The organism is Mogibacterium diversum (assembly GCF_002998925.1).
Taxonomy (GTDB): Bacteria; Bacillota; Clostridia; order Peptostreptococcales; family Anaerovoracaceae; genus Mogibacterium; species Mogibacterium diversum.
Genome location: NZ_CP027228.1, coordinates 547,852 through 567,729, shown reverse-complemented (window position 1 = coordinate 567,729; position 19,878 = coordinate 547,852). Strand labels below are relative to the sequence as shown.

Annotated in this window: 17 protein-coding genes; 11 read left to right on the top strand and 6 right to left on the bottom strand. The window is 37.1% G+C overall.

Going from position 1 to position 19,878, the window contains the following annotated elements:
- The first annotated feature begins 4 nt into the window (after window positions 1–4).
- The 11 genes from C5Q96_RS02630 (at window position 5) to yneA (ending at window position 13,431) form a co-directional block, all read left to right on the top strand.
- A complete protein-coding gene (locus tag C5Q96_RS02630; RefSeq protein WP_106056890.1) occupies window positions 5–898 on the top strand; it encodes a polyprenyl synthetase family protein in 894 nt (297 codons plus the stop codon).
- Window positions 898–2,775, top strand: a complete 1,878-nt coding sequence (gene dxs, locus C5Q96_RS02625; protein ID WP_106056889.1) for a 1-deoxy-D-xylulose-5-phosphate synthase — start codon at window positions 898–900, stop codon at window positions 2,773–2,775. Before C5Q96_RS02630 ends, dxs begins: the two co-directional genes overlap by 1 nt.
- Window positions 2,759–3,553, top strand: coding sequence for a TlyA family RNA methyltransferase (locus C5Q96_RS02620; RefSeq protein WP_106056888.1), 795 nt, complete (start codon window positions 2,759–2,761; stop codon window positions 3,551–3,553). Before dxs ends, C5Q96_RS02620 begins: the two co-directional genes overlap by 17 nt.
- Window positions 3,554–3,576: 23 nt before the next feature.
- Window positions 3,577–6,174, top strand: coding sequence for a DNA mismatch repair protein MutS (gene mutS / locus C5Q96_RS02615; RefSeq protein ID WP_106056887.1), 2,598 nt, complete (start codon window positions 3,577–3,579; stop codon window positions 6,172–6,174).
- 11 nt (window positions 6,175–6,185) lie between these two features.
- Window positions 6,186–8,129, top strand: a complete 1,944-nt coding sequence (gene mutL / locus C5Q96_RS02610; RefSeq protein WP_106056886.1) for a DNA mismatch repair endonuclease MutL — start codon at window positions 6,186–6,188, stop codon at window positions 8,127–8,129.
- A 23-nt stretch (window positions 8,130–8,152) separates the two neighbouring features.
- Window positions 8,153–9,079, top strand: a complete 927-nt coding sequence (gene miaA / locus C5Q96_RS02605; RefSeq protein ID WP_106056885.1) for a tRNA (adenosine(37)-N6)-dimethylallyltransferase MiaA — start codon at window positions 8,153–8,155, stop codon at window positions 9,077–9,079.
- A gap of 8 nt (window positions 9,080–9,087) precedes the next feature.
- A complete protein-coding gene (locus C5Q96_RS02600; protein WP_106056884.1) occupies window positions 9,088–10,251 on the top strand; it encodes a tyrosine-type recombinase/integrase in 1,164 nt (387 codons plus the stop codon).
- Entirely contained in the window at window positions 10,251–11,570 is a 1,320-nt protein-coding gene (locus C5Q96_RS02595; protein ID WP_106056883.1) for a methionine gamma-lyase family protein, read from the top strand. The genes C5Q96_RS02600 and C5Q96_RS02595 overlap by 1 nt, the downstream gene beginning before the upstream one ends.
- Complete coding sequence (locus tag C5Q96_RS02590; RefSeq protein ID WP_106056882.1) at window positions 11,536–12,351, top strand: TVP38/TMEM64 family protein; 816 nt, start codon at window positions 11,536–11,538, stop codon at window positions 12,349–12,351. Before C5Q96_RS02595 ends, C5Q96_RS02590 begins: the two co-directional genes overlap by 35 nt.
- A 3-nt stretch (window positions 12,352–12,354) precedes the next feature.
- Window positions 12,355–12,843 carry a Cys-tRNA(Pro) deacylase gene (ybaK, locus tag C5Q96_RS02585; RefSeq protein WP_106056881.1) on the top strand — a complete coding sequence of 163 codons (489 nt, stop codon included), beginning with the start codon at window positions 12,355–12,357 and terminating at the stop codon, window positions 12,841–12,843.
- Window positions 12,844–13,128: 285 nt separating this feature from the next.
- A complete protein-coding gene (yneA, locus tag C5Q96_RS02580; RefSeq protein WP_106056880.1) occupies window positions 13,129–13,431 on the top strand; it encodes a cell division suppressor protein YneA in 303 nt (100 codons plus the stop codon).
- Window positions 13,432–13,893: 462 nt separating this feature from the next.
- Here yneA and C5Q96_RS02575 read toward each other — a convergent pair whose 3' ends face one another.
- From C5Q96_RS02575 to C5Q96_RS02550, 6 genes are all read right to left on the bottom strand, one after another.
- Complete coding sequence (locus tag C5Q96_RS02575) at window positions 13,894–14,421, bottom strand: DUF1097 domain-containing protein (RefSeq protein WP_106056879.1); 528 nt, start codon at window positions 14,419–14,421, stop codon at window positions 13,894–13,896.
- 13 nt (window positions 14,422–14,434) lie between these two features.
- Complete coding sequence (locus C5Q96_RS02570; protein WP_106056878.1) at window positions 14,435–15,307, bottom strand: acetyl-CoA hydrolase; 873 nt, start codon at window positions 15,305–15,307, stop codon at window positions 14,435–14,437.
- 15 nt (window positions 15,308–15,322) lie between these two features.
- Window positions 15,323–15,772 (bottom strand): hypothetical protein, encoded by a 450-nt coding sequence (locus tag C5Q96_RS02565; RefSeq protein WP_106056877.1) that lies wholly within the window; start codon window positions 15,770–15,772, stop codon window positions 15,323–15,325.
- A gap of 140 nt (window positions 15,773–15,912) precedes the next feature.
- Window positions 15,913–16,797: a LysR family transcriptional regulator gene (locus C5Q96_RS02560; RefSeq protein ID WP_106056876.1), complete on the bottom strand. Its 885-nt coding sequence runs from the start codon at window positions 16,795–16,797 to the stop codon at window positions 15,913–15,915.
- 76 nt (window positions 16,798–16,873) lie between these two features.
- Entirely contained in the window at window positions 16,874–17,605 is a 732-nt protein-coding gene (locus C5Q96_RS02555; RefSeq protein WP_245905589.1) for a DUF4241 domain-containing protein, read from the bottom strand.
- Between the two features lie 163 nt (window positions 17,606–17,768).
- Window positions 17,769–19,796: a DUF2207 domain-containing protein gene (locus C5Q96_RS02550; RefSeq protein WP_106056874.1), complete on the bottom strand. Its 2,028-nt coding sequence runs from the start codon at window positions 19,794–19,796 to the stop codon at window positions 17,769–17,771.
- Window positions 19,797–19,878: the final 82 nt, after the last annotated feature.

Genomic DNA, 19,878 nt, shown 5'->3' with positions numbered 1-19,878 from the left:
GGATATGTACGATTATAACGAATATAAAGCTCTTATCGAAGAGCATTTGCTCGATTACATTCCTAGGATTGATACTAAAGCGCAAATGCTCTTTGAATCAATGAAATACAGCTTGACAAGCGGCGGTAAGAGGCTTCGCCCTGTACTACTGTTAGCTGCATGTGATTTTGCTGGCGGCAATATATATGAAGCGCTACCATTCGCATGTGCAATTGAATATATCCATACTTATTCGCTAATTCATGATGATTTACCAGCGATGGACAACGATGATTTACGTCGTGGAAATCCAACTAACCATAAAGTATTTGGAGAAGACATTGCAATTCTCGGAGGAGATGCACTACTGAATACTGCTATGGAACTTATGTTCAGGGATTTTACATATCAATTTGATAATCTCGAGAAGCTTAGGAGACACTGCCGAGCAGGTCTTATAATCGCAAAAGCTGCCGGAGTTAATGGGATGATAGCCGGTCAGGTGGTAGATGTCGAGAATAGCTCAAAAGTTAATTTGCAAGAGTATGTGGATTTTATTGAAGAAAACAAGACAGGAGCTCTTATCTGCGCACCAATTATTGCTGGTTTAAGTATAGCTGGAGCGGATGAATCTATAATCGATGCATTTAATGTATATGCTAGATGTATCGGAAAAGCATTTCAGATATCTGACGATATACTGGATATGACCGGTTCAATAGAAGAACTCGGCAAGACACCTGGCAAAGATTCCCAGCAGGAAAAAGCTAATTTTGCAATAGTAAACGGTATAGAGCAAGCAAAAGAAGAGCTACACACCCTTACAATAACTGCGATTGAATCGATTGAACAATTTGAAACATCAGATAAAAAATTCTTTAGAGATCTAGCACTAAGGCTAGAACAGAGGAGAGCATAATGAAATATGATCTTGAACATGAAGATCTGATATCTATTATAAAATCAGCCGACGAAAATGAACTCGAGGAACTGTGCAGTGACATCAGGGAATTTTTGATTCAGAAAGTTTCTAAAACTGGTGGTCATCTTGCATCAAATCTCGGTGTAGTTGAGTTAACTGTTGCTATGCATAAGGTTTACAACAGCCCTGTTGACAAGATAATCTATGATGTCGGTCATCAGACTTATGTACATAAGATACTCACGGGCAGAGCTGATCAATTCGATAAACTACGTAAATTTAAGGGGCTAAGCGGTTTCCCTAAAGCATATGAAAGTGTTCATGATGCATATGATACTGGTCACAGTAGCACATCACTTGGTGCAGCTGCAGGCTACGCAGTGGCTCGCAATTTAAAAGGAGAAGAAAGCGAAGTTGTTGCGCTAATAGGGGATGGGGCCATGACCGGCGGGTTGGTTTATGAAGCTTTAAATAACATCGGTTCTAATAGACTAAAGATACGCATAATACTGAATGATAATGGCATGTCTATCGCTCATAACGTAGGGGCTATGTCAAAGCATTTGCAGCGTCTTCGTAGCTCATCTAATTATATAAATGCAAAAAAATCCGTACGCTCATCACTGAATAGAGTTCCGCTGATAGGAAAGCCTATTTCAAATGGAATAAGTCGAACAAAATCACGAATTAAGCTTTCAGTGCTAGATCAACGGGGAATCCTTTTTGAAGAACTTGGCATTAAGTATATCGGTCCAATTGATGGATATGATATTCCTAAGCTCATAGAGGCATTTAATGCAGCAAATGCGGTCGAAGGACCGACTATCGTTCACGTTATTACGACAAAAGGCAAAGGCTATTCATGGTCCGAAAAATTTCCTAGAAAATTCCATGGTGTCGGTCCATTTAGTATTGATGACGGTAATTTATTATCGTCAAATAATTCATCTAGTGAGGTTTCATTCTCAGAAGTATTTGGTAACAAGTTACTAGAATTAGCAAAAGAAGATGACCGAATAGTTGCTATTACAGCAGCCATGGGAACCGCTACAGGGCTAGGTCCATTTTGCGATGAACTTCCAAATCGTTTCTTTGATGTAGGAATTGCTGAACAACATGCTGTACTATTTGCTGCAGGACTTGCAAAAGCTGGCATGATTCCAGTTGCGCCAATCTACTCTTCATTCCTTCAGAGGGCATATGACCAAATCATTGAAGATGTATGTATACAAAATCAGCATGTCATATTTGGAGTTGATAGAGCTGGACTAGTAGGTGCAGATGGTGAAACACATCACGGTGTATTTGATCTTAGCTATCTTTCAAGTATTCCCAATATGACAGTGTTTGCACCTGCGGATGGAGCGCAGCTTGAAGAGATGCTCGAATATGCTGTAAAGAACATGAAATCTCCTGTAGCTATAAGATACCCTCGTGGTTCTTCCAAATTTGATCATCTCAAATTAAAGGCATTTACAGGTAATAATATAAAGCTTTCTGATGGCGCTGATATTACTATCTTTGCAGTTGGAAATATGCTCGACACTGCACTTGAAGCTGCACAAGAACTCATGTCGAAGGGTTATGACGTTGGTGTAACAAACGTATGTGTAGTAAGTCCGTTTGAAGAAGACCTGACTAAAATAGATACTAATCTTGTGATTACTATAGAGGATAATATTGTTCGCGGAGGTTTTGGAGAGATATTCGCTACTAGAGCGACAGAAACAGGGAATGATTATGGGTTAATCACCTTTGGTGTTCCTGATAAATTTATAGAACAAGGCTCTATAGAGCAGCTTCGTATTGAATGCAGAATGACAGCAAATGATATAGTGAAAGGAGCAACTGAGTACTTTGAAAGAAAGGCTTGATGTCATACTCGTGAATAATGGACTTGCCTCATCACGGGATAACGCAAAGCGTACAATAATGGCCGGTCTTGTAACAGTTGACGGAATTGTCGAGACTAAATCTGGTCAAAAATTCGATGTAGATAGTGAATTTAAAGTTAAAGACAAGCTTCTTAAATATGTTAGTCGTGGCGGTCTAAAGCTGGAAAAGGCTATACAATCATTTAATATCAAACTAAATGGTTGCTATGCTGTTGATATGGGAGCTTCTACTGGCGGTTTTACCGACTGCATGCTCATGAACGGAGCACTAAAAGTTTACGCTCTAGATGTTGGTTATGGCCAGCTCGACTACAAGCTACGTGTAGACCCTAGGGTGATCAACATGGAGAAAACTAACATTCGTTATCTCGATACAACCCTTATTGAAGAGCCGATTGATTTCATATCCATCGATGTTTCATTTATTTCATTAAGGCATATGTTTCCTGTTGCATCAAAAATTCTCAAGGATACAGGAGCGGTTATGTGTCTCATTAAGCCGCAATTTGAAGCAGGTAGAGAGCAGGTGGGAAAAAAAGGCATAGTTCGTGATAGTAAAGTCCACGTGGAGGTGATAGAGAATGTCATCGGCTACGCATCTGATAACGGACTATACCCACATGGGTTAGATTATTCTCCTGTTAAAGGAACTAAGGGTAATATTGAATATCTACTATACCTTAGGAAAACAGAATCATCTAAGGAAATCTCGCCACAAGAAGTTGTGAGTATAGCTCACGGCGAGCTCGATTATTAATAACATACAAAAAGGGGGGGATTATGGGCCTTTCACCGATGATGAAGCAATACTTCGACATAAAAGAGCAATACAAGGACTGCTTGTTAATGTATAGGCTAGGTGATTTTTATGAGCTTTTTTTTGACGACGCTCTGATAACATCTCGTGAATTGGAACTTACGTTAACCGGCAGAAATTGTGGTTTAGAAGAAAGAGCACCTATGTGTGGTGTTCCTTTTCATGCAGCGAATTCATATATTGCTAAACTAGTAGCAAAAGGATATAAAGTTGCTATTTGTGAACAGATTGAAGATCCAAAAGAGGCTAAAGGCATTGTGAAGAGAGAAGTAATAAGAATTATTACTCCTGGAACAATTGATATAGATGAGTCCACAAATGCGAAAGACAATTTATATTTAGCCTCTGTATATATTACTAAAAAGACTAGCGGGATAGCATACACTGATATCACTACCGGTGAATTTACAGCACTTGAAGTCCGTGATAATCATGACAACGAGCTGTTGATTTCTGAGCTTGTAAGAATATCTCCTAAAGAAATCATTTACTTTGATGAAACCTCTTCAGATTTTATAGAAACATACTCTAAGACATCACCTGGCACATATATAAATACAATAGATGAATCATATTTTAAATATTCGTCTTGCGAAGATATACTCTTGTCCCAATTTGAGGTAACTTCTCTTATTCCTCTCGATATACAGGATAAGAGGGAAGTTACAATTGCCTCAGGATCGCTTCTTCTGTATCTAATGGAAACCGAAAAGCATGCATCTCCACAGATTAAGCATTTAATTCTAAAGGAATCCGGCCTAAATATGATTCTAGATAGGTCTACTATGCGCAATCTAGAACTGCTAGAGACGCAATATAATCAGAGTCAGAAGGGCTCTTTGCTTGACGTTTTAGATAAGACACATACAGCAATGGGTGGAAGACTTATCAGAAGGTTTATTAAAGAACCTCTAAAGGATAGCGATGCAATCAATAAGAGGCTGGAGGCGGTTGAAACACTGGTTGATTTGCCAGTTAATAGAGCGAATATAGTGTCATCACTAAAACACGTATATGATTTTGAGCGTCTCACAGCTAGGATAGCGAGTATGAGAGCTAATGGCAAAGACCTCATAGCACTAAAGACTACTATTAGAGAGCTACCCTCAATAAAAGATGAGTTATGCAATATAGATACGCCTCTTTTAAACGAAATCTATTCATCTCTTGACGATTTTTCGGAGCTAGAGGCTCTTATCGAGAATTCTATTGTTGAAGAACCACCATTTACAATCACGGATGGAGATCTCATTAAACCAGGTTACTCCGAAGAACTTGATAGTCTAAAATTATCGATCAAAGATGCAAAAGAATGGATTACAGGTCTTGAGACTAGAGAAAAAGAGCGTACAGGTATTAAGAATTTAAAGGTTGGATTCAACAAGGTATTTGGATACTATATCGATATTAGTAAATCTAATCTTCCTCTCGTTCCAGATGACTACATAAGAAAGCAAACACTCGTCAACAACGAGAGATACATAACACCAGAGCTGAAGGAGAAGGAGAGTCTTGTCTTATCAGCTGAGGCTAAAATTAATAATATAGAATATGAGATTTTTAAAGAAGTTCGAGCTTCTATTGAGCCTTATTTTGCTAGGCTTCAAAGAGCATCTGCCTCAGTAGCTCTTCTCGACGTCCTGACTTCTCTTGCCGATGTCGCTTCAAGATATGGATACGTAAAGCCCATTGTAGATGATTCTAGTGTAATAGACATTAAAGAAGGTCGTCACCCAGCAGTGGAGCAGATGATTGGGGAAGGATTATTCGTATCAAATAGTACGCTACTTGATACAGTATCACGCAGCATGCTGATAATCACAGGTCCTAATATGTCTGGTAAATCCACTTACATGCGCCAAACAGCCATTATAGTGCTGATGGCACAGATTGGGTCGTTTGTTCCTTGTGAACATGCTCATATTGGAGCGGTTGATAGAGTGTTCACCAGAATAGGTGCTTCCGACAATTTATCTCACGGTCAATCGACTTTCTACATTGAGATGAGTGAACTAGCAAATATCCTTAGAAATGCGACTGAGCGTAGCCTAATCATACTCGATGAAATCGGTAGGGGTACTAGTACCTTCGATGGCCTTTCAATTGCATGGGCTACTATTGAGTTTTTGTCAAAACCAGGAAATTGTATTAGGACCATGTTCGCTACTCACTACCACGAGCTAACGGTTCTCGAAAGTAAATACGCAAACGTTAAAAATCTATCTGTTGCCGTAAGTGAGCAGGGAAGTGATATTGTATTTCTCCACAAGATATCTGAGCAACCTGCTAGTAAAAGCTACGGTATTCATGTTGCAAAAATCGCCGGGGTTCCTTCTGAAATCCGTAAAAAGGCTGCTTCAAAGCTCAGAGAACTTGAGTCTGGTTCTAGTTCATCACCACTATCTAGTGATCAGATATCATTCTTTGGACAGAGTATTGTAGCAGATGACGAGAACGAATATGAAGAAATTATCGATGAAATTAAGGATATAAACCTTAATAACATCACACCGATGGAAGCAATGTTAAAACTGAAAGAAATCCAGGATAAAGTAAAATAGAAGGAGTTACTATGATTAGAATTCTCGATGAGTTTATAGCAGATAAAATAGCTGCAGGTGAAGTCATTGAACGCCCACTTTCTATTGTCAAAGAGTTGATTGAGAACTCTATTGACGCTGGCTCCTCGCAGATAGTAATTGAAATCAAAAATGGTGGTAAGTCATGCATAAGGGTAACAGATAATGGGTCTGGAATAGTTAGCGATGAGATTGAACTGGCATTTGAAAGACACGCAACAGGTAAAATATCAAAACTCAGCGACCTAGATCATATAAATACTCTTGGGTTCAGAGGTGAAGCACTAGCTAGTATAACTGCAATCTCTAGAATTACAGTCTATTCCAAGACTGCGGATTCTGAACTGGGCACTAAGCTCAAGATGCAAGGAGGAACAACTGTAAGCATAGAAAAGACTGGTATGAATACTGGTACTACCATGGTGGTTGAGGATGTATTTTACAACACTCCTGCAAGACGAAAATTTATGAAGAGCGATGCTGCAGAAGCAACAGTGATCATCGATATGATTCAAAAGATTGCCATATACTATTCCCACATTGCTTTCAGACTCATTAACAACAAACAGACTGTTATTGCAACACCTGGCACTGGTGATATCCTCACTACAATTCAGTCAATATATCCATCTTACCGCCAACTAATAGAAATTCACGGTGACTATGTTCACGGATTTATCTCAGATCCAGGAAGCACAAAGAGCAACAAAAGAGGGCAGATATTCTTCGTAAATGGTAGATATGTAAGTAGCTCTACTATTGAAAATGGCATTGTAAAAGGATACGGAGACAGAATATTCTCCGGTCACCCGATTTGCATCCTGTTTCTTGAAGTTAACCCGGAAACTATAGATGTAAATATTCATCCTAATAAGAAGGAAATAAAATTTCTACACGAAGAAGATATTGTCAAAGACATAGAAAACGCTATCAAGCGTGTAATTAACTCAGAGAATACAATTCCTTCAGCAATGGGTCTTAGATCCGAAGGCACTTCTGATACAAACGCCTCTTCAGCATTGAATATTACCACTTCAAACGCTGAAAGACTCTCTTCAGAGACCTATCAAGACAATTCGCTAAAATCCGATGAAAAAAAGAGTACGCAGGTTGATATAAAGTCATTTCTTGCATCTAAAACGAGGGTTTCAGATATCACTGATACATATACACCTGATGGATTAGCTGAATCTACACAAAATTGCACTGATACAGATTCTGTAAAGGGTGGTTTTGAAGAAGCTAATCATAATAATAACACATCAAATGCAAATAATAATGATGTTAAAATCAACGATAATGCTAAAGATAATGCTATAATTAAAAAGCAGATTGCAATTAAAGCACCTAATGTCCAGACATTTGATTTTGATTCACTAGTATATAAGGGATACTTATTTGATACATACATTATCATGCAATCAACTGATATAGCATATCTAATTGATCAACACGCTGCACACGAGCGTATCATGTACGAGCGTTTTATCACTGTGTATAATAACTCGGAACACGTATCTCAACCAATGCTAATGCCTTTTTCCATTGAGACTTCGAGCGATGTATATGCTGCCGAAAGATTCTGGATGGATGATCTCGCTAGACTAGGTTTCGATATCGACGATTTTGGAAATAATACATTCATCGTTAGAGGTATTCCGACCTACATGGATAGAGGTGAGGCAGAGCTATTTATCCACACATACATTGAGGACCCAGAATCAAGATCTGATAGAGGGAATACGACCGTTATCGATAAACTTATCATGCGCTCGTGCAAAGCCGCTGTAAAAGGCAATAATAAGCTTAGTACGATGGAGATTGAGGAACTTATCGAGCAATTGTCAAACTGTGTAAATCCATTTAGTTGTCCTCACGGGAGGCCTACATTCATTAGGTTTACATTATCAGAAATTTCGCGCGCATTTAAGCGTTAACAATATATAGAAGGGAAATCGTTATGACCATAGGTAATAAAAAAGTTTATATAATTGGCGGGCCGACTGCTGCTGGAAAAAGCATTGTAGCACTATATCTCGCCAAGAGAGTTAAGGGAGAAATTGTAAACTGTGATTCTGTTCAGCTTTATAAGTATATGGATATAGGAAGTGCTAAACCTTCTCAAAAGGATATGAAAGCCATTCCTCATCATCTATATGGTTTCGTTGATCCGGCTGATGATATAACAGTAGCACAGTATCAGAAGCTCGCTTTTGAGAAGATAGATGAGATATTAGCACGTGGCAATACGCCAATAGTTGTAGGTGGAACTGGACTATATCTTAACTCACTTATATACAAGATGTCATTTGCAGCTAAGCCAATAAACCTAAAGCGTAGAGATGAATTAGAACATCTTGCAGAGGTAAGAGGTAATGAATATCTATTTGAGCTTCTATCTGCAGTCGACCCTGATGCAGCCGCAAGAATTCACCCTAATAACATTAGGAAGATTATCCGAGCAATAGAAGCTTATGAACTAGGCTCAAAATTGGAATCAATGGATAAACTCGAACCTAATACTAAATATGATTTCAAGATTAATATTGTTAATATGGAACGTGAATGGCTTTACACTCGTATAAATAGACGTGTTGATAAGCTAATGGAGGAGGGACTACTCAAAGAGGTAAAGCACCTTCTTTCTATGGGATATAATAGCGAAACACCAGCGATGAAAGGTATCGGATACAAAGAACTCTTATTGTACCTTGACGGTAAAGCTACACTTGAAGAAGCTGTGAATAATATTAAAACGAATACACGACACTATGCAAAACGTCAATTGACATGGTTTAAGCGCTACGAAAATGCTCACTGGATTGAGATACAAAAGGGACAGATGGTTGGCAATGTAGTCGATGAAATTCTAGAAGCTAGCAAATAATTGGGACTATGGCTATAAAAAGAACTATCGGAGCCGCTGGCAACGATGTAAAGCGGCTCAAAATTCACAATAAATCTGATAAACCAGATAATGTGATTGAAAAAGAAAACGAAATATACATGAAGTGTGAGGCAATTGAACGCGAACTACCTAGTTTTTTGCGTTCATATTTTGTGTACCTAAAAGGAAATGTTCTTCCCATGTCTAGACTTGCATACCTGCAGGATGTGCGTTTTTTCTTCGATTATCTCATTAGTAATACTTCGCTCACAGATGCTGATGTTCCAAAAAATATAAAACTTGACGAAATTCGTGAACTAACATCTATGGATGTCAATCTATTTATTGATTTCTGCCGCAAGTACACTGTAGATGATGGCGATAAGATAATTATTTATGAGAATAATAACAAAACTCTCGCACGCAAAAAGTCTTCTGTATCCGTCATGTTTAAACAGCTTTATCGTGATGGATTTATTGAGAACAACATAACTGATGGATTTGATCCAATAAAGGTTCCTAAACCTGGTGAGCGTGAGATAAAGGCACTTCAAGATGACGAAGTAATGATTATGCTTGACGCGGTAAGCACTGGTTCAAACATGACTCCACATGAGCGCAAGTACTGGGAGAAGACGAAGCTTCGTGATAAAGCAATTCTAATTCTTTTCTTAACATATGGTCTTAGGCTTTCAGAGCTTCAGCAGCTCAACATTTCTTCATTTAACTTCTCTCGTGGCGAATTTATCATTTATCGCAAAAGAGGTAAAGAATCAAGCATGCCGATTAATCAGTCAGTACAAATGACTGTTCAGGATTATATCAACAACGAACGTTCTTCGATTGCTGAAGAAACGGAAGCCGACGAGGATGCGTTATTTCTATCTTTGCAAGGAAGACGTATGACATCAAGGTCGATAAGGGAGCTAGTAAAAAAATATACTGCAATCGCGCTTAACACTACAAAACACAACGGTTATAGCCCGCACAAGCTACGCGCAACAGCGGCCACTAGTCTCATAGGGCGTGGAAACTCCATCTATGATGTACAAGCTCTACTTGATCACGAGCAAGTAACGACGACTCAGCTTTATGCTTCACATAAGATGAACGTAAAGCGAGATTTGGTGAAAGATATGGAGTGGGAGATAGAGAGAAAGGACAACGATTAATGACTAGCTATAATGAGCATCTCATAAAGAATTTTGATATTAAGCCTGCTGTTCTAGACATCGTAGATAGGGCAGAGGAACAGCTAAAAAACCAGTTTGCTGAACTAGAGGATATATGTGCTATTAACCAGCTCAAAGTTCTAGGTGCATTTCAGGATAATAAAATTAGCGATTCACACTTCGCATGGAACACTGGATATGGATATGACGATGCAGGTCGTGAAGCCGTTGAAAAGGTATATGCTAGTATCTTCAATACGGAGGCAGCTCTTGTAAGGCCAAATATTGTCAATGGCACACATGCGCTCTCTACGACGCTTTTTGGCATACTAAAACCAGGCGAAGAATTGATTTACGTGACAGGTAGACCATATGATACCTTACAGACGGTCATCGGCATTAATGACCATGATTATATGGGAACTTTGACGGATTATGGTATAGAGTACAGCGAAGTTGAGTTAAATGATAACTTGGATGTTGACCTAGAGGCAATAAAAAATTCGCTCCACGAGAATACGCGGGTAGTTGCAATGCAGCGTTCAACAGGGTACGACTGGAGACCAGCGATAACCTTGGACAGCATCCGTAAAGTCACTGATCTTATACACAAAATTCGCCCGGACATCATAGTTATGGTAGATAATTGCTATGGTGAATTCGTAAGTGCAGAGGAGCCGACTGATTTTGGTGTGGATGTAATTGCTGGTTCTCTTATCAAGAATCCAGGTGGTGGACTAGCGCTTTCTGGTGGATATATCTGCGGAAGAGAAGATCTAATAGAGAGAATCTCATATCGCCTCACGTGTCCAGGCATTGGTTCAGAATGCGGATTAACTTTTGGACAAAATCGTTCCGTTCTTCAAGGAATTTTCCTTGCACCCAAGGTTGTAAATGCAGCGCTAAAGGGAGCTATGTTATGCGGTGCTGTTTACGATATGCTCGGATATGAGGTGTGCCCACCGGTTTCTTCAGAGAGAAGTGACATAGTCGAGGCAATTAAATTCAGGAATCCTGACTTAGCGATAGCATTTATTCAGGCGATTCAGTCTGCTGCACCAATCGATGCATACGTTACCCCCATTCCCTGGGATATGCCGGGTTATGATGACCAAGTGATTATGGCAGCTGGCGCCTTTGTACAAGGTTCTTCCATTGAATTAAGTGCTGATGCCCCGCTCAGAGAGCCTTATATTGCTTACTATCAGGGCGGTCTTACTTATGAACATGCTCGATTCGGTATCATAAAAAGCTTGCAGGAGCTAGTAAATAGAGGCCTAATAGATGTCAACAAAGCACAAGGAGAAAACAGAAAATAATATTGAATGTACAGCGAAAGCAACAATAACTGATTTAAAACAAGATGTACGTGCAAATACACGTAATATCACTATTTCTAAACGGTTAATCGCCTTTGGTAAGCTATTTTTGCTTTTTGCTATATTAATTGTTGTTCCACTCGTGTTATATCTCTTATATAAAGATACATTGTTCAATAAGGATTATTTGTCAAATATATCAAATAGACTTGATGACTTTAAAGGTTTTGCATTTATTCCTCTAATATTACTGCAAATTATTCAAATCGTCATATGTATCATACCAGGTCAACCGATACAGTTCGCATCAAGTTACTTATATGGGGTACTAGGTGGTTTCTTAATATCACTAGCGGGAGCTTTCATTGGGACAGTAATCACTTACTACCTTGCAAAAGTCCTTGGAAATGACGCTCTTCATGTTATATTCGGCGAAGAAAAAGTTAAATCATATGTGAGAAAACTTAATAGTAGACGCGCTTATGTGATAATATTTCTCATATACTTAATACCTGGTATTCCGAAAGACTTCACCAGCTATATTGCTGGTATTTCAAATATAAAAATCAAACCATTTATATTTATTTCGATACTCGGCAGGTCTCCGGGAATTCTTGAAAGCTTGTTATTCGGAATGTTTTTAGCACATAGAAATTACCTTGGTATTGCTTTCTTGATTATTGTTAGCATTATTATTATGCTATTTTGTTATATAAAACGCGATTTATTACTTAAATTTATTGACTCTTATGAAGATTCTGAAGATAGTTTAGAGGTTTAGATTATGGCTAAAAAAGAAAAAATTGAAAAAACTAATGCGATGAGACAGCTAGATAGCGCTGGTATTGACCATGATATAAGTGAGTATGATTATGATGAATCTGATCTCTCTGGAGAGCATGTTGCTGCAGCACTAGGAATATCTGAAGAAGAAATTTTTAAAACATTGGTAACTCATTCAAATACTGGAGAATATTTCGTATTTGTAATTCCAGTTGCATCTGAGTTAAATCTTAAAAAAGCAGCGTCTGTAGCAGGTGCAAAGAAGATAGAGATGATTCATGTAAAAGAGCTACTTCCGCTAACAGGCTATGTTAGAGGTGGGTGCTCTCCAATAGGAATGAAAAAACATTTTCCGACCTTCATCGATGAAACTGCAATACTATATGATCATATATATATCTCGGCAGGAAAGAGGGGAGCCCAGATAATAATTAATGGAGAAAAACTAGCTGAGTTTATTGATGCGTCTTTTGCAGATATAACAGCATAGTCATCTAAAACTCATACAATACCTACCATATCTATTCTTTCCAAGCAATAAAACAAGAAAAAACTATTAATATTTCGAACAACTTATCATCCTTAAGATGCTGTAAATACAGAATTACAGCATCTTTTTATATTTTTTCAAACATTTGTTCTTTTTCTTATTGACTTTAAATATGTAAGGGGTTATACTATGAACATCCAAATAGAACATTTGTTCTTTTTAATTCATTGATAGTTAATACCATAGCTATAAGCTATTAGTATCATATATACGGAGGTAATCATTATGAAAAAGAAATACAAAATCGTTTCGCCAGTTAGATTTTTTATATTTGTCCTAGTAACAGTATTAAGCATGACTATGCTCGTGTACAGCTTACTAGGTTTCGCTACAACTGAAGCTGGTACTTCAGATACATATAGACAAGTTGAAGTTAAACAGAACGATACACTTTGGTCTATTGCTAATAAGTATAGTGGCAAGTACGTTGATCCTCGCACCACAGTTAACAAGATATGTGAACTTAATGGTATATCTGCTTCTGATGTAAAAACAGGAGATACTATTCTAGTTCCAGTAGAGTCGTAAAAAAGCGAGGCCAAAATTTCGCCTTAGAGGCGTTTTTTATGAGATAAGGGTATATGACCCCTCCGTGTTACGGTAGATATTCGAATACAGAGTATATATTCCTTATTATTACATAGGTATTGGTACAGTGTTACATCACTTGTTGTCAAATACATAAAGCTCCATTTACGAGGCTGCCTCCGTGGCAGCCATATTTCTTGTTTTATAACTATTCCCAAAATTATGATTTTAGGAATAGTTATATCTCATTAGATTCATGTCCCCATCGATACTTATTTGCTTCACTGTGATAATACCTTCATATTCTTTAAATATCTTTTAATTATTTTGTTAATAAAAAACTACCTAAACTAAATCGTTCAGGTAGTTTCCTTATCATTCGCAACATATCAATTACAGAAATATTTAATATATTACGCATCATCTCATATTCATTATGACTAAAATTCTCACTTATTATCTCTATCTAGCATTTACTATCTTGTGTATCTTATCTATCAAAGCTCCAACGTAATATACACCCACAACCATCGCTACTCCGATTTCAATTGTCATCCTTATTAATGGAGTTGTTGAATCTAGATTCATCGATAACATCGCTATCGCCCATCCTGCTAGGAAACTTGGCAGATATACATACCTGGGAAATTTTGCAGATATTATTACTGCAATAAATCCTAGTATAAATAAAGTAGACCAAAGTTTAATATTCGCACTAAAAGGCGTTTTTTGCATCACGACTGTGGCAATTAATGACCATATGTCTCCAGCGATATATCCAGCTGCTATTTTAAAAGAGTCTTCGAATTTATTCCCATTTGCACCATATATGCCAGCAGCAATAAGAGCTATTGGTCCAACGTGCACTCCTATATATGGGCTTATTAAAGCCCATGTTGGAGGAAGAATTCCAACTAAGAGAGCAAGGGTAAGCACTTCTTTATACTTACCCTTGCCACCGTCGCGATTAAGGCTTTCCCTTTTACTCATATTATTTCCGTTCTTACCTCATTGTAATATAACCATGATAACCAGTCATATTATCTGATCTTGCTATATCTGATAAGAAAATTCCCGAGATTCCATATGACTTTTTGAGATATGGGAAATCCGCAGTCTCTCCCCAAGATGGCTTTTTTACTATTTTAGCAGCCTTTTCTGTCGCTGCTACCCACGCGGACTGACATGGGAACCACATTTCAACAACGCGATCAAAATCACAGCCATTTATTTCCTTTATTATCTTGCTAGATAAACATCTTATTACTTCATCCTGTTCTGTATAGGCTGGTAAGAATTCTTCCTTAAGCCACTTATCTCCTTCTTCAAGAGTAACCCCCTCAGGGTAATGAACCATAAACTGCCATCTATAGTTTGGTCCATCTTCAACAGTTCTGCCTTCACCTTTGAAGTCTTCTTCCCACCATACCGGGATAAATGCAAATATAAATGGAACTGTACCTAATTCTTCGCTCCCTTTTGTAGCTCTCGCATCATCACCTTCAAAATTAACCTCTTCGGATTTATTAATTTTATGAGAGTTCCCCTCATCAGGCATATTATTTTGCCATATTAGTACATCCTTAGGAAAATACTCTGTCAGTGCCTTATGATGTACGAAACTTCTAATATCATTTGGATTTGCTAGCCAGTAGTGCTCTGTCATCTGCATTCTTACAGTACCAAATCTTTCACCACCTGGAGGTGTTGGAAGAGCCTGATAAAATGCATACTTTGACACATAAGGTCCAAATTGCGAAATACTATCTGGAATATGGTACCTGTATAACCAATTCTCAAGCTTTATCCTATAATCCTCATGGGCAAGATCGACGTATATTAGACTCCTGACTGGATAGAATTCTGGTCTATTCATACTAACACCTCCTATTTATTCATGACAAATTGCTCTTGAAGCCTTGTCTGCTACGGGATACCATATCATCGCTATAATTAGTGTTGGAATATAACATGGTATAAAGCCAGCAACAACAGCAAACAAATAGTCATTCATCGTTCCATTACCAGCTATGAACACACCAAAAGCTGTCATCACTAAATCCAAGATAACTACAAAGAAAAAAGCTACAACAACATTTGCAAGAAGTCCAAACTTGAATGTATTATCTTCTGCATACTTACTTGCGAATTTAAAACCTATCATACCAACAGGCAGAAAATTAATAAAAAATGTAAGTACATAAGCTAAGCAAAAGCTCGGAATAAATCTTTCCATTGTCAGATTACCACCTAGTGCAAGTGCTACCATAGTAACAACGATGCTGAGTGGTAAATCCATAATGAGTGCATATACTGCAGTTAATTTCTTACTCTTTGGCATTGTAATACCCTCCATCCATAATAAAAACAATCCATAGCTCAAAATCGTTAAAACCGAAACGACCTTGTTTGTCTATATTTTAAACAAACAAGGTCCCTTTGTATAATTGAATATTAGGTATGCTCTGCATAACCGCGTTGTTATGAATCAGCTGAACAAGATATAACCAGATCATATAATTCCCTAACCTCATCATTAGTGCTGTTCTTAATCATTCCAGCACAGATAAATTCTTTTTTTTGTAAATCAATAGATTCTAAATTCTTATCATTGAGATATCCCGTAAATTCATCGCAAATTGCAACACCAAGGTTGTATCTTACACAGTTAATCATCGATTCAAAATTATTTACGAACTGAATATTCGGCCTGATACCATACGGCTGCATATACATGTTAATGCTCTTTGTAACTGTATCATCCATGATACTCCAGGGAGCAAAAAATTTTTCATTAGCAAAATCTGCTGGACTGAGATTTTCTTTCATAGCTAAAATATTTTGCTTGTTATATACGAGTTTCTTTCTGGTTTCGAGTATATTCCGAGATTCTATCTCTGCGAATGTGTCAAAAGTATTTTTTAGCGAAATTGCAATGTCAATCTCATCCGTAAGGAGCAGCGTTGATACTTCCTTGGCACCGACATAATTAATCAATATATCTACATAACCATGTGAATCTCTATACTTTTTTATAGCGTTAGTAAGCCATGATGCAAAATCCCAACCTTCAAGTATTCCGATGGTTATTGTTTGGGCAGTAATGCCATCTAATTCAGCTACTTCGTGTTTAATATTGCCCATTTCAGTCTTATATCGACTAAAAAAATCAAAATATCTCTTCCCAGCCTCTGTAAGTTCTGTTCTCCTGTTATTTCTAATGAATAGCTTAACCCCAAGCTCTCTTTCTAGAAGTGCAATTTGCTTGGAAATTGCAGGCTGAGATACAAAGAGTTCTTCCGATGTCTTGGTAAAGCTCGAATTAGTAGCTACGGCCATAAAATAATCTATTTGAAGGTCGTTCATAACACGCGTATATTCCAGTTACCTGATAAAAATCTGGATTTTCCTTTCTCCGAGACTTCTCGGTGATTTTATTTCATTATGCTAAATATATATATTCAACAACTAAATCGCAAAGCTCTCCGTTTTCGTCATAACCAAAATAGACAGGATATCTTCCATCTCCAAACCCTGATTGTATCATGGGAATTGAGAGTTCTGAATTTGGTATTTTAAAATTTATCCAGTCGCCACCCTCTCTTTGATAAACTGGATTCTCCTCAGCATTCTTTGCAAAAACCTCAGCAAAAAAATCGTCATATATATTCTTGTCGGGGTTTTCTGCATACCATTTATCTTTAAAATCACAGTATGCGTTTCTTGTCTCTACATCAACTATAGTTGCAAGACCAGCATCTACATTAAATCCAAATATGCTATCACCATCTACATCATCTAGATTTTCATCACCCTTAAGTGCCTCGTAATAAATCTTAGGGACGTTTTCTGTAAATCTCACTCTGGTTAGTGCGTACCTGTAGTGATCTTCTTCTAATTTTACAACTAACGTTTCAATTCTATATTTTCCTCTCGGCACAGATGTTAAATATGCTTTTTCATCTCTGTTTAGCCATACTAATGGATCTCTTACAAGTATATCTCCTGTAGAAAATTCAATTTCACCCATATCCAAAATGAATATTTCCTTGCCCTGAATTTCCTTCATGTCAAAGCACTTTGCATAGTTTACCGGTGATGTAAGCAGGTTCTTTACCTCTTCATACCTTTTCTTCCACTCAATTGATGGTTGCAGCTTTTTCATTTTACTCATTCGTTTCATGCAAAATTATCCATTCTTTCCCCCGAATTTAATCTCGTATATTTCACTTATTATTATATTTGCAAAGTGTCCGCACAAATAATCAGTTTCAGTATCAAGATCGATATGTCTTCTCCATTAATCAGGCTCCTAACAATAATAGTAAAATATAGACTTACCAAGCACCGCCGCCGCCACCTCCGACACCGCCACCTGAGAATCCGCCGCCGCCGCCACCTGAGAATCCGCCGCCGCTGAATCCGCCACCTCTACTGCTACCCATAAATCCTCCCGAGTAGGTATTTGGCACTTCAATTTCTGTTCTTAGCTCAATATTACTTATCATCCTATTAACTGTCATAGGATTTAAATCATTTTGTCCAAATGAAGTATAAGAGCAATGGTTAGGCACCGATATAGTATTGAACTTCGAAATCCATTTATCCGTTAACTTAAACACATATGCATAAGGTAAAACATCATAGAAATACGCTGGATTTTCATCTACAAGCTCATTTAGCCTGTCAAGCTCTACACTTTCTATAAAGTTCTTGAATCCGACAATTTCACCAAATATATTTCGGTTGTAATCGCTTCTGACTTTTATCCCGTTTATTAAAAATGGAAGAAGCATCAAATATATTATAAAAGCTAAATATAAATATATTGGTGTTAGATATCTGGATATTGAAAAAAGAAAAACATTTAGTGCGATTGCACATATTCCATAAAGCACACCCAACAATATTATATTACGCATACCATTTGATGCAGTACTCATTTTTCTATATGATATTTTCTTTATTATATAATTAATCGACACAATGCAGATAGCTGTAATTAGAAAAAATATATTTGGAGGAATATTCCAAGTTTCGATGTGCAATCTATCTAAGTAAAACAGTAAGGTTGATACAATTCCGAAACCACCTAATATCTTAGCAATTAGTTCACGTCCCTTAGATTTCTCAGAGTAGAACGATTTATCTCCTTCGAATTTTTCTATAATACTTTTGCAAATTTTATCAAGAGAGTTTTCTAATCTTTTACTAGCATCATCTATACTAATCTGTTTGCCTACACTTACTTCATATATCGAATCAAATAAAGCTATGTAGAAATCATTTACATAACTTTCTTCATTCTCGGGAGGCTTTAAAGATGTAATCATAATCTTGCTTTTATCTTTGTTATCCTCTATTTTTATATATCCCTTTGATGCTAAATATAAGTAAAGTGAAACAATATCTTCGTTATCGATTACTTCGTCTGCTAAATATCCGAGCTCTGCTGATGTAATTCCATCTGGCGGATTAAACATCACAGGTATTATAAGATCTTTATTTTTGTGGTTTGTATACTTAAATACTGCAATAATAATTAAAATTATTAAAAGTATAGCCATGTTTAAATTGACACTCCATCTATTACTTGGAACATCAACCCAGTAGTTTTTAGGTGTATCTACTTGAAGTGTCACTCCGTAATTTGCCGGAAGCATAGTAGCCTTATAATTCAACGTATTGCTTTTCTTATCGTATTTCCACTTAGTAGTCTGCTTAGTACTTCCATATTTACCTACATAGCTTTTCATCTTTGAATACGGAAAACCGTCAGGTAACTTAACCGTGACATTTGCATTCATGATGATCATTTCCCAGTTTGTTGGTATTACATTAATATTTATTTGCTTATCTGCATTTGTTGGAAGGTAATTTTCTATTTTGTATTCAATTGTATAACTATTTTCTCCAAATACTGTTCTATCTGGTCTTCCGATTGTAATTACTTTATTTCCTTTCACAATATTCACATTGTAATTGTAATCGGAGACTTGTAAATCATTTATTTTATAATTGCCTGTAAGTGGAATAGACCTTACAATCCCATGCTTATTTCGATTTAGAATTACATTGATTTCCTCTCTAACATTATAGCTATAGTCTTTATTTACTGTGATTTCAACATCAAAATAATTTGTTGTTGCTCCATAACGCTTGAACTCATTTCTTGCAGCTTTGCTGTTTGGTGTTTCATCAAATAATTTATTGATTTCATTGTATGAATATTTATCATAATCGTAGTATTCACTGTTCCAAATATCGCTTTCTTCTGCAAGCACCGATACGATGCTCAAAGCTGTAAGTAACATAAGCAATACTATAACTATCTTTACATGCCTTTTCTTATTTATCTTATGCACATACAACCTCCTTTGATATCACGTTTTAAAACAATTGAATCACTAAACAACACGTTTAGGCAGTTTACGCTTCACCAAACAC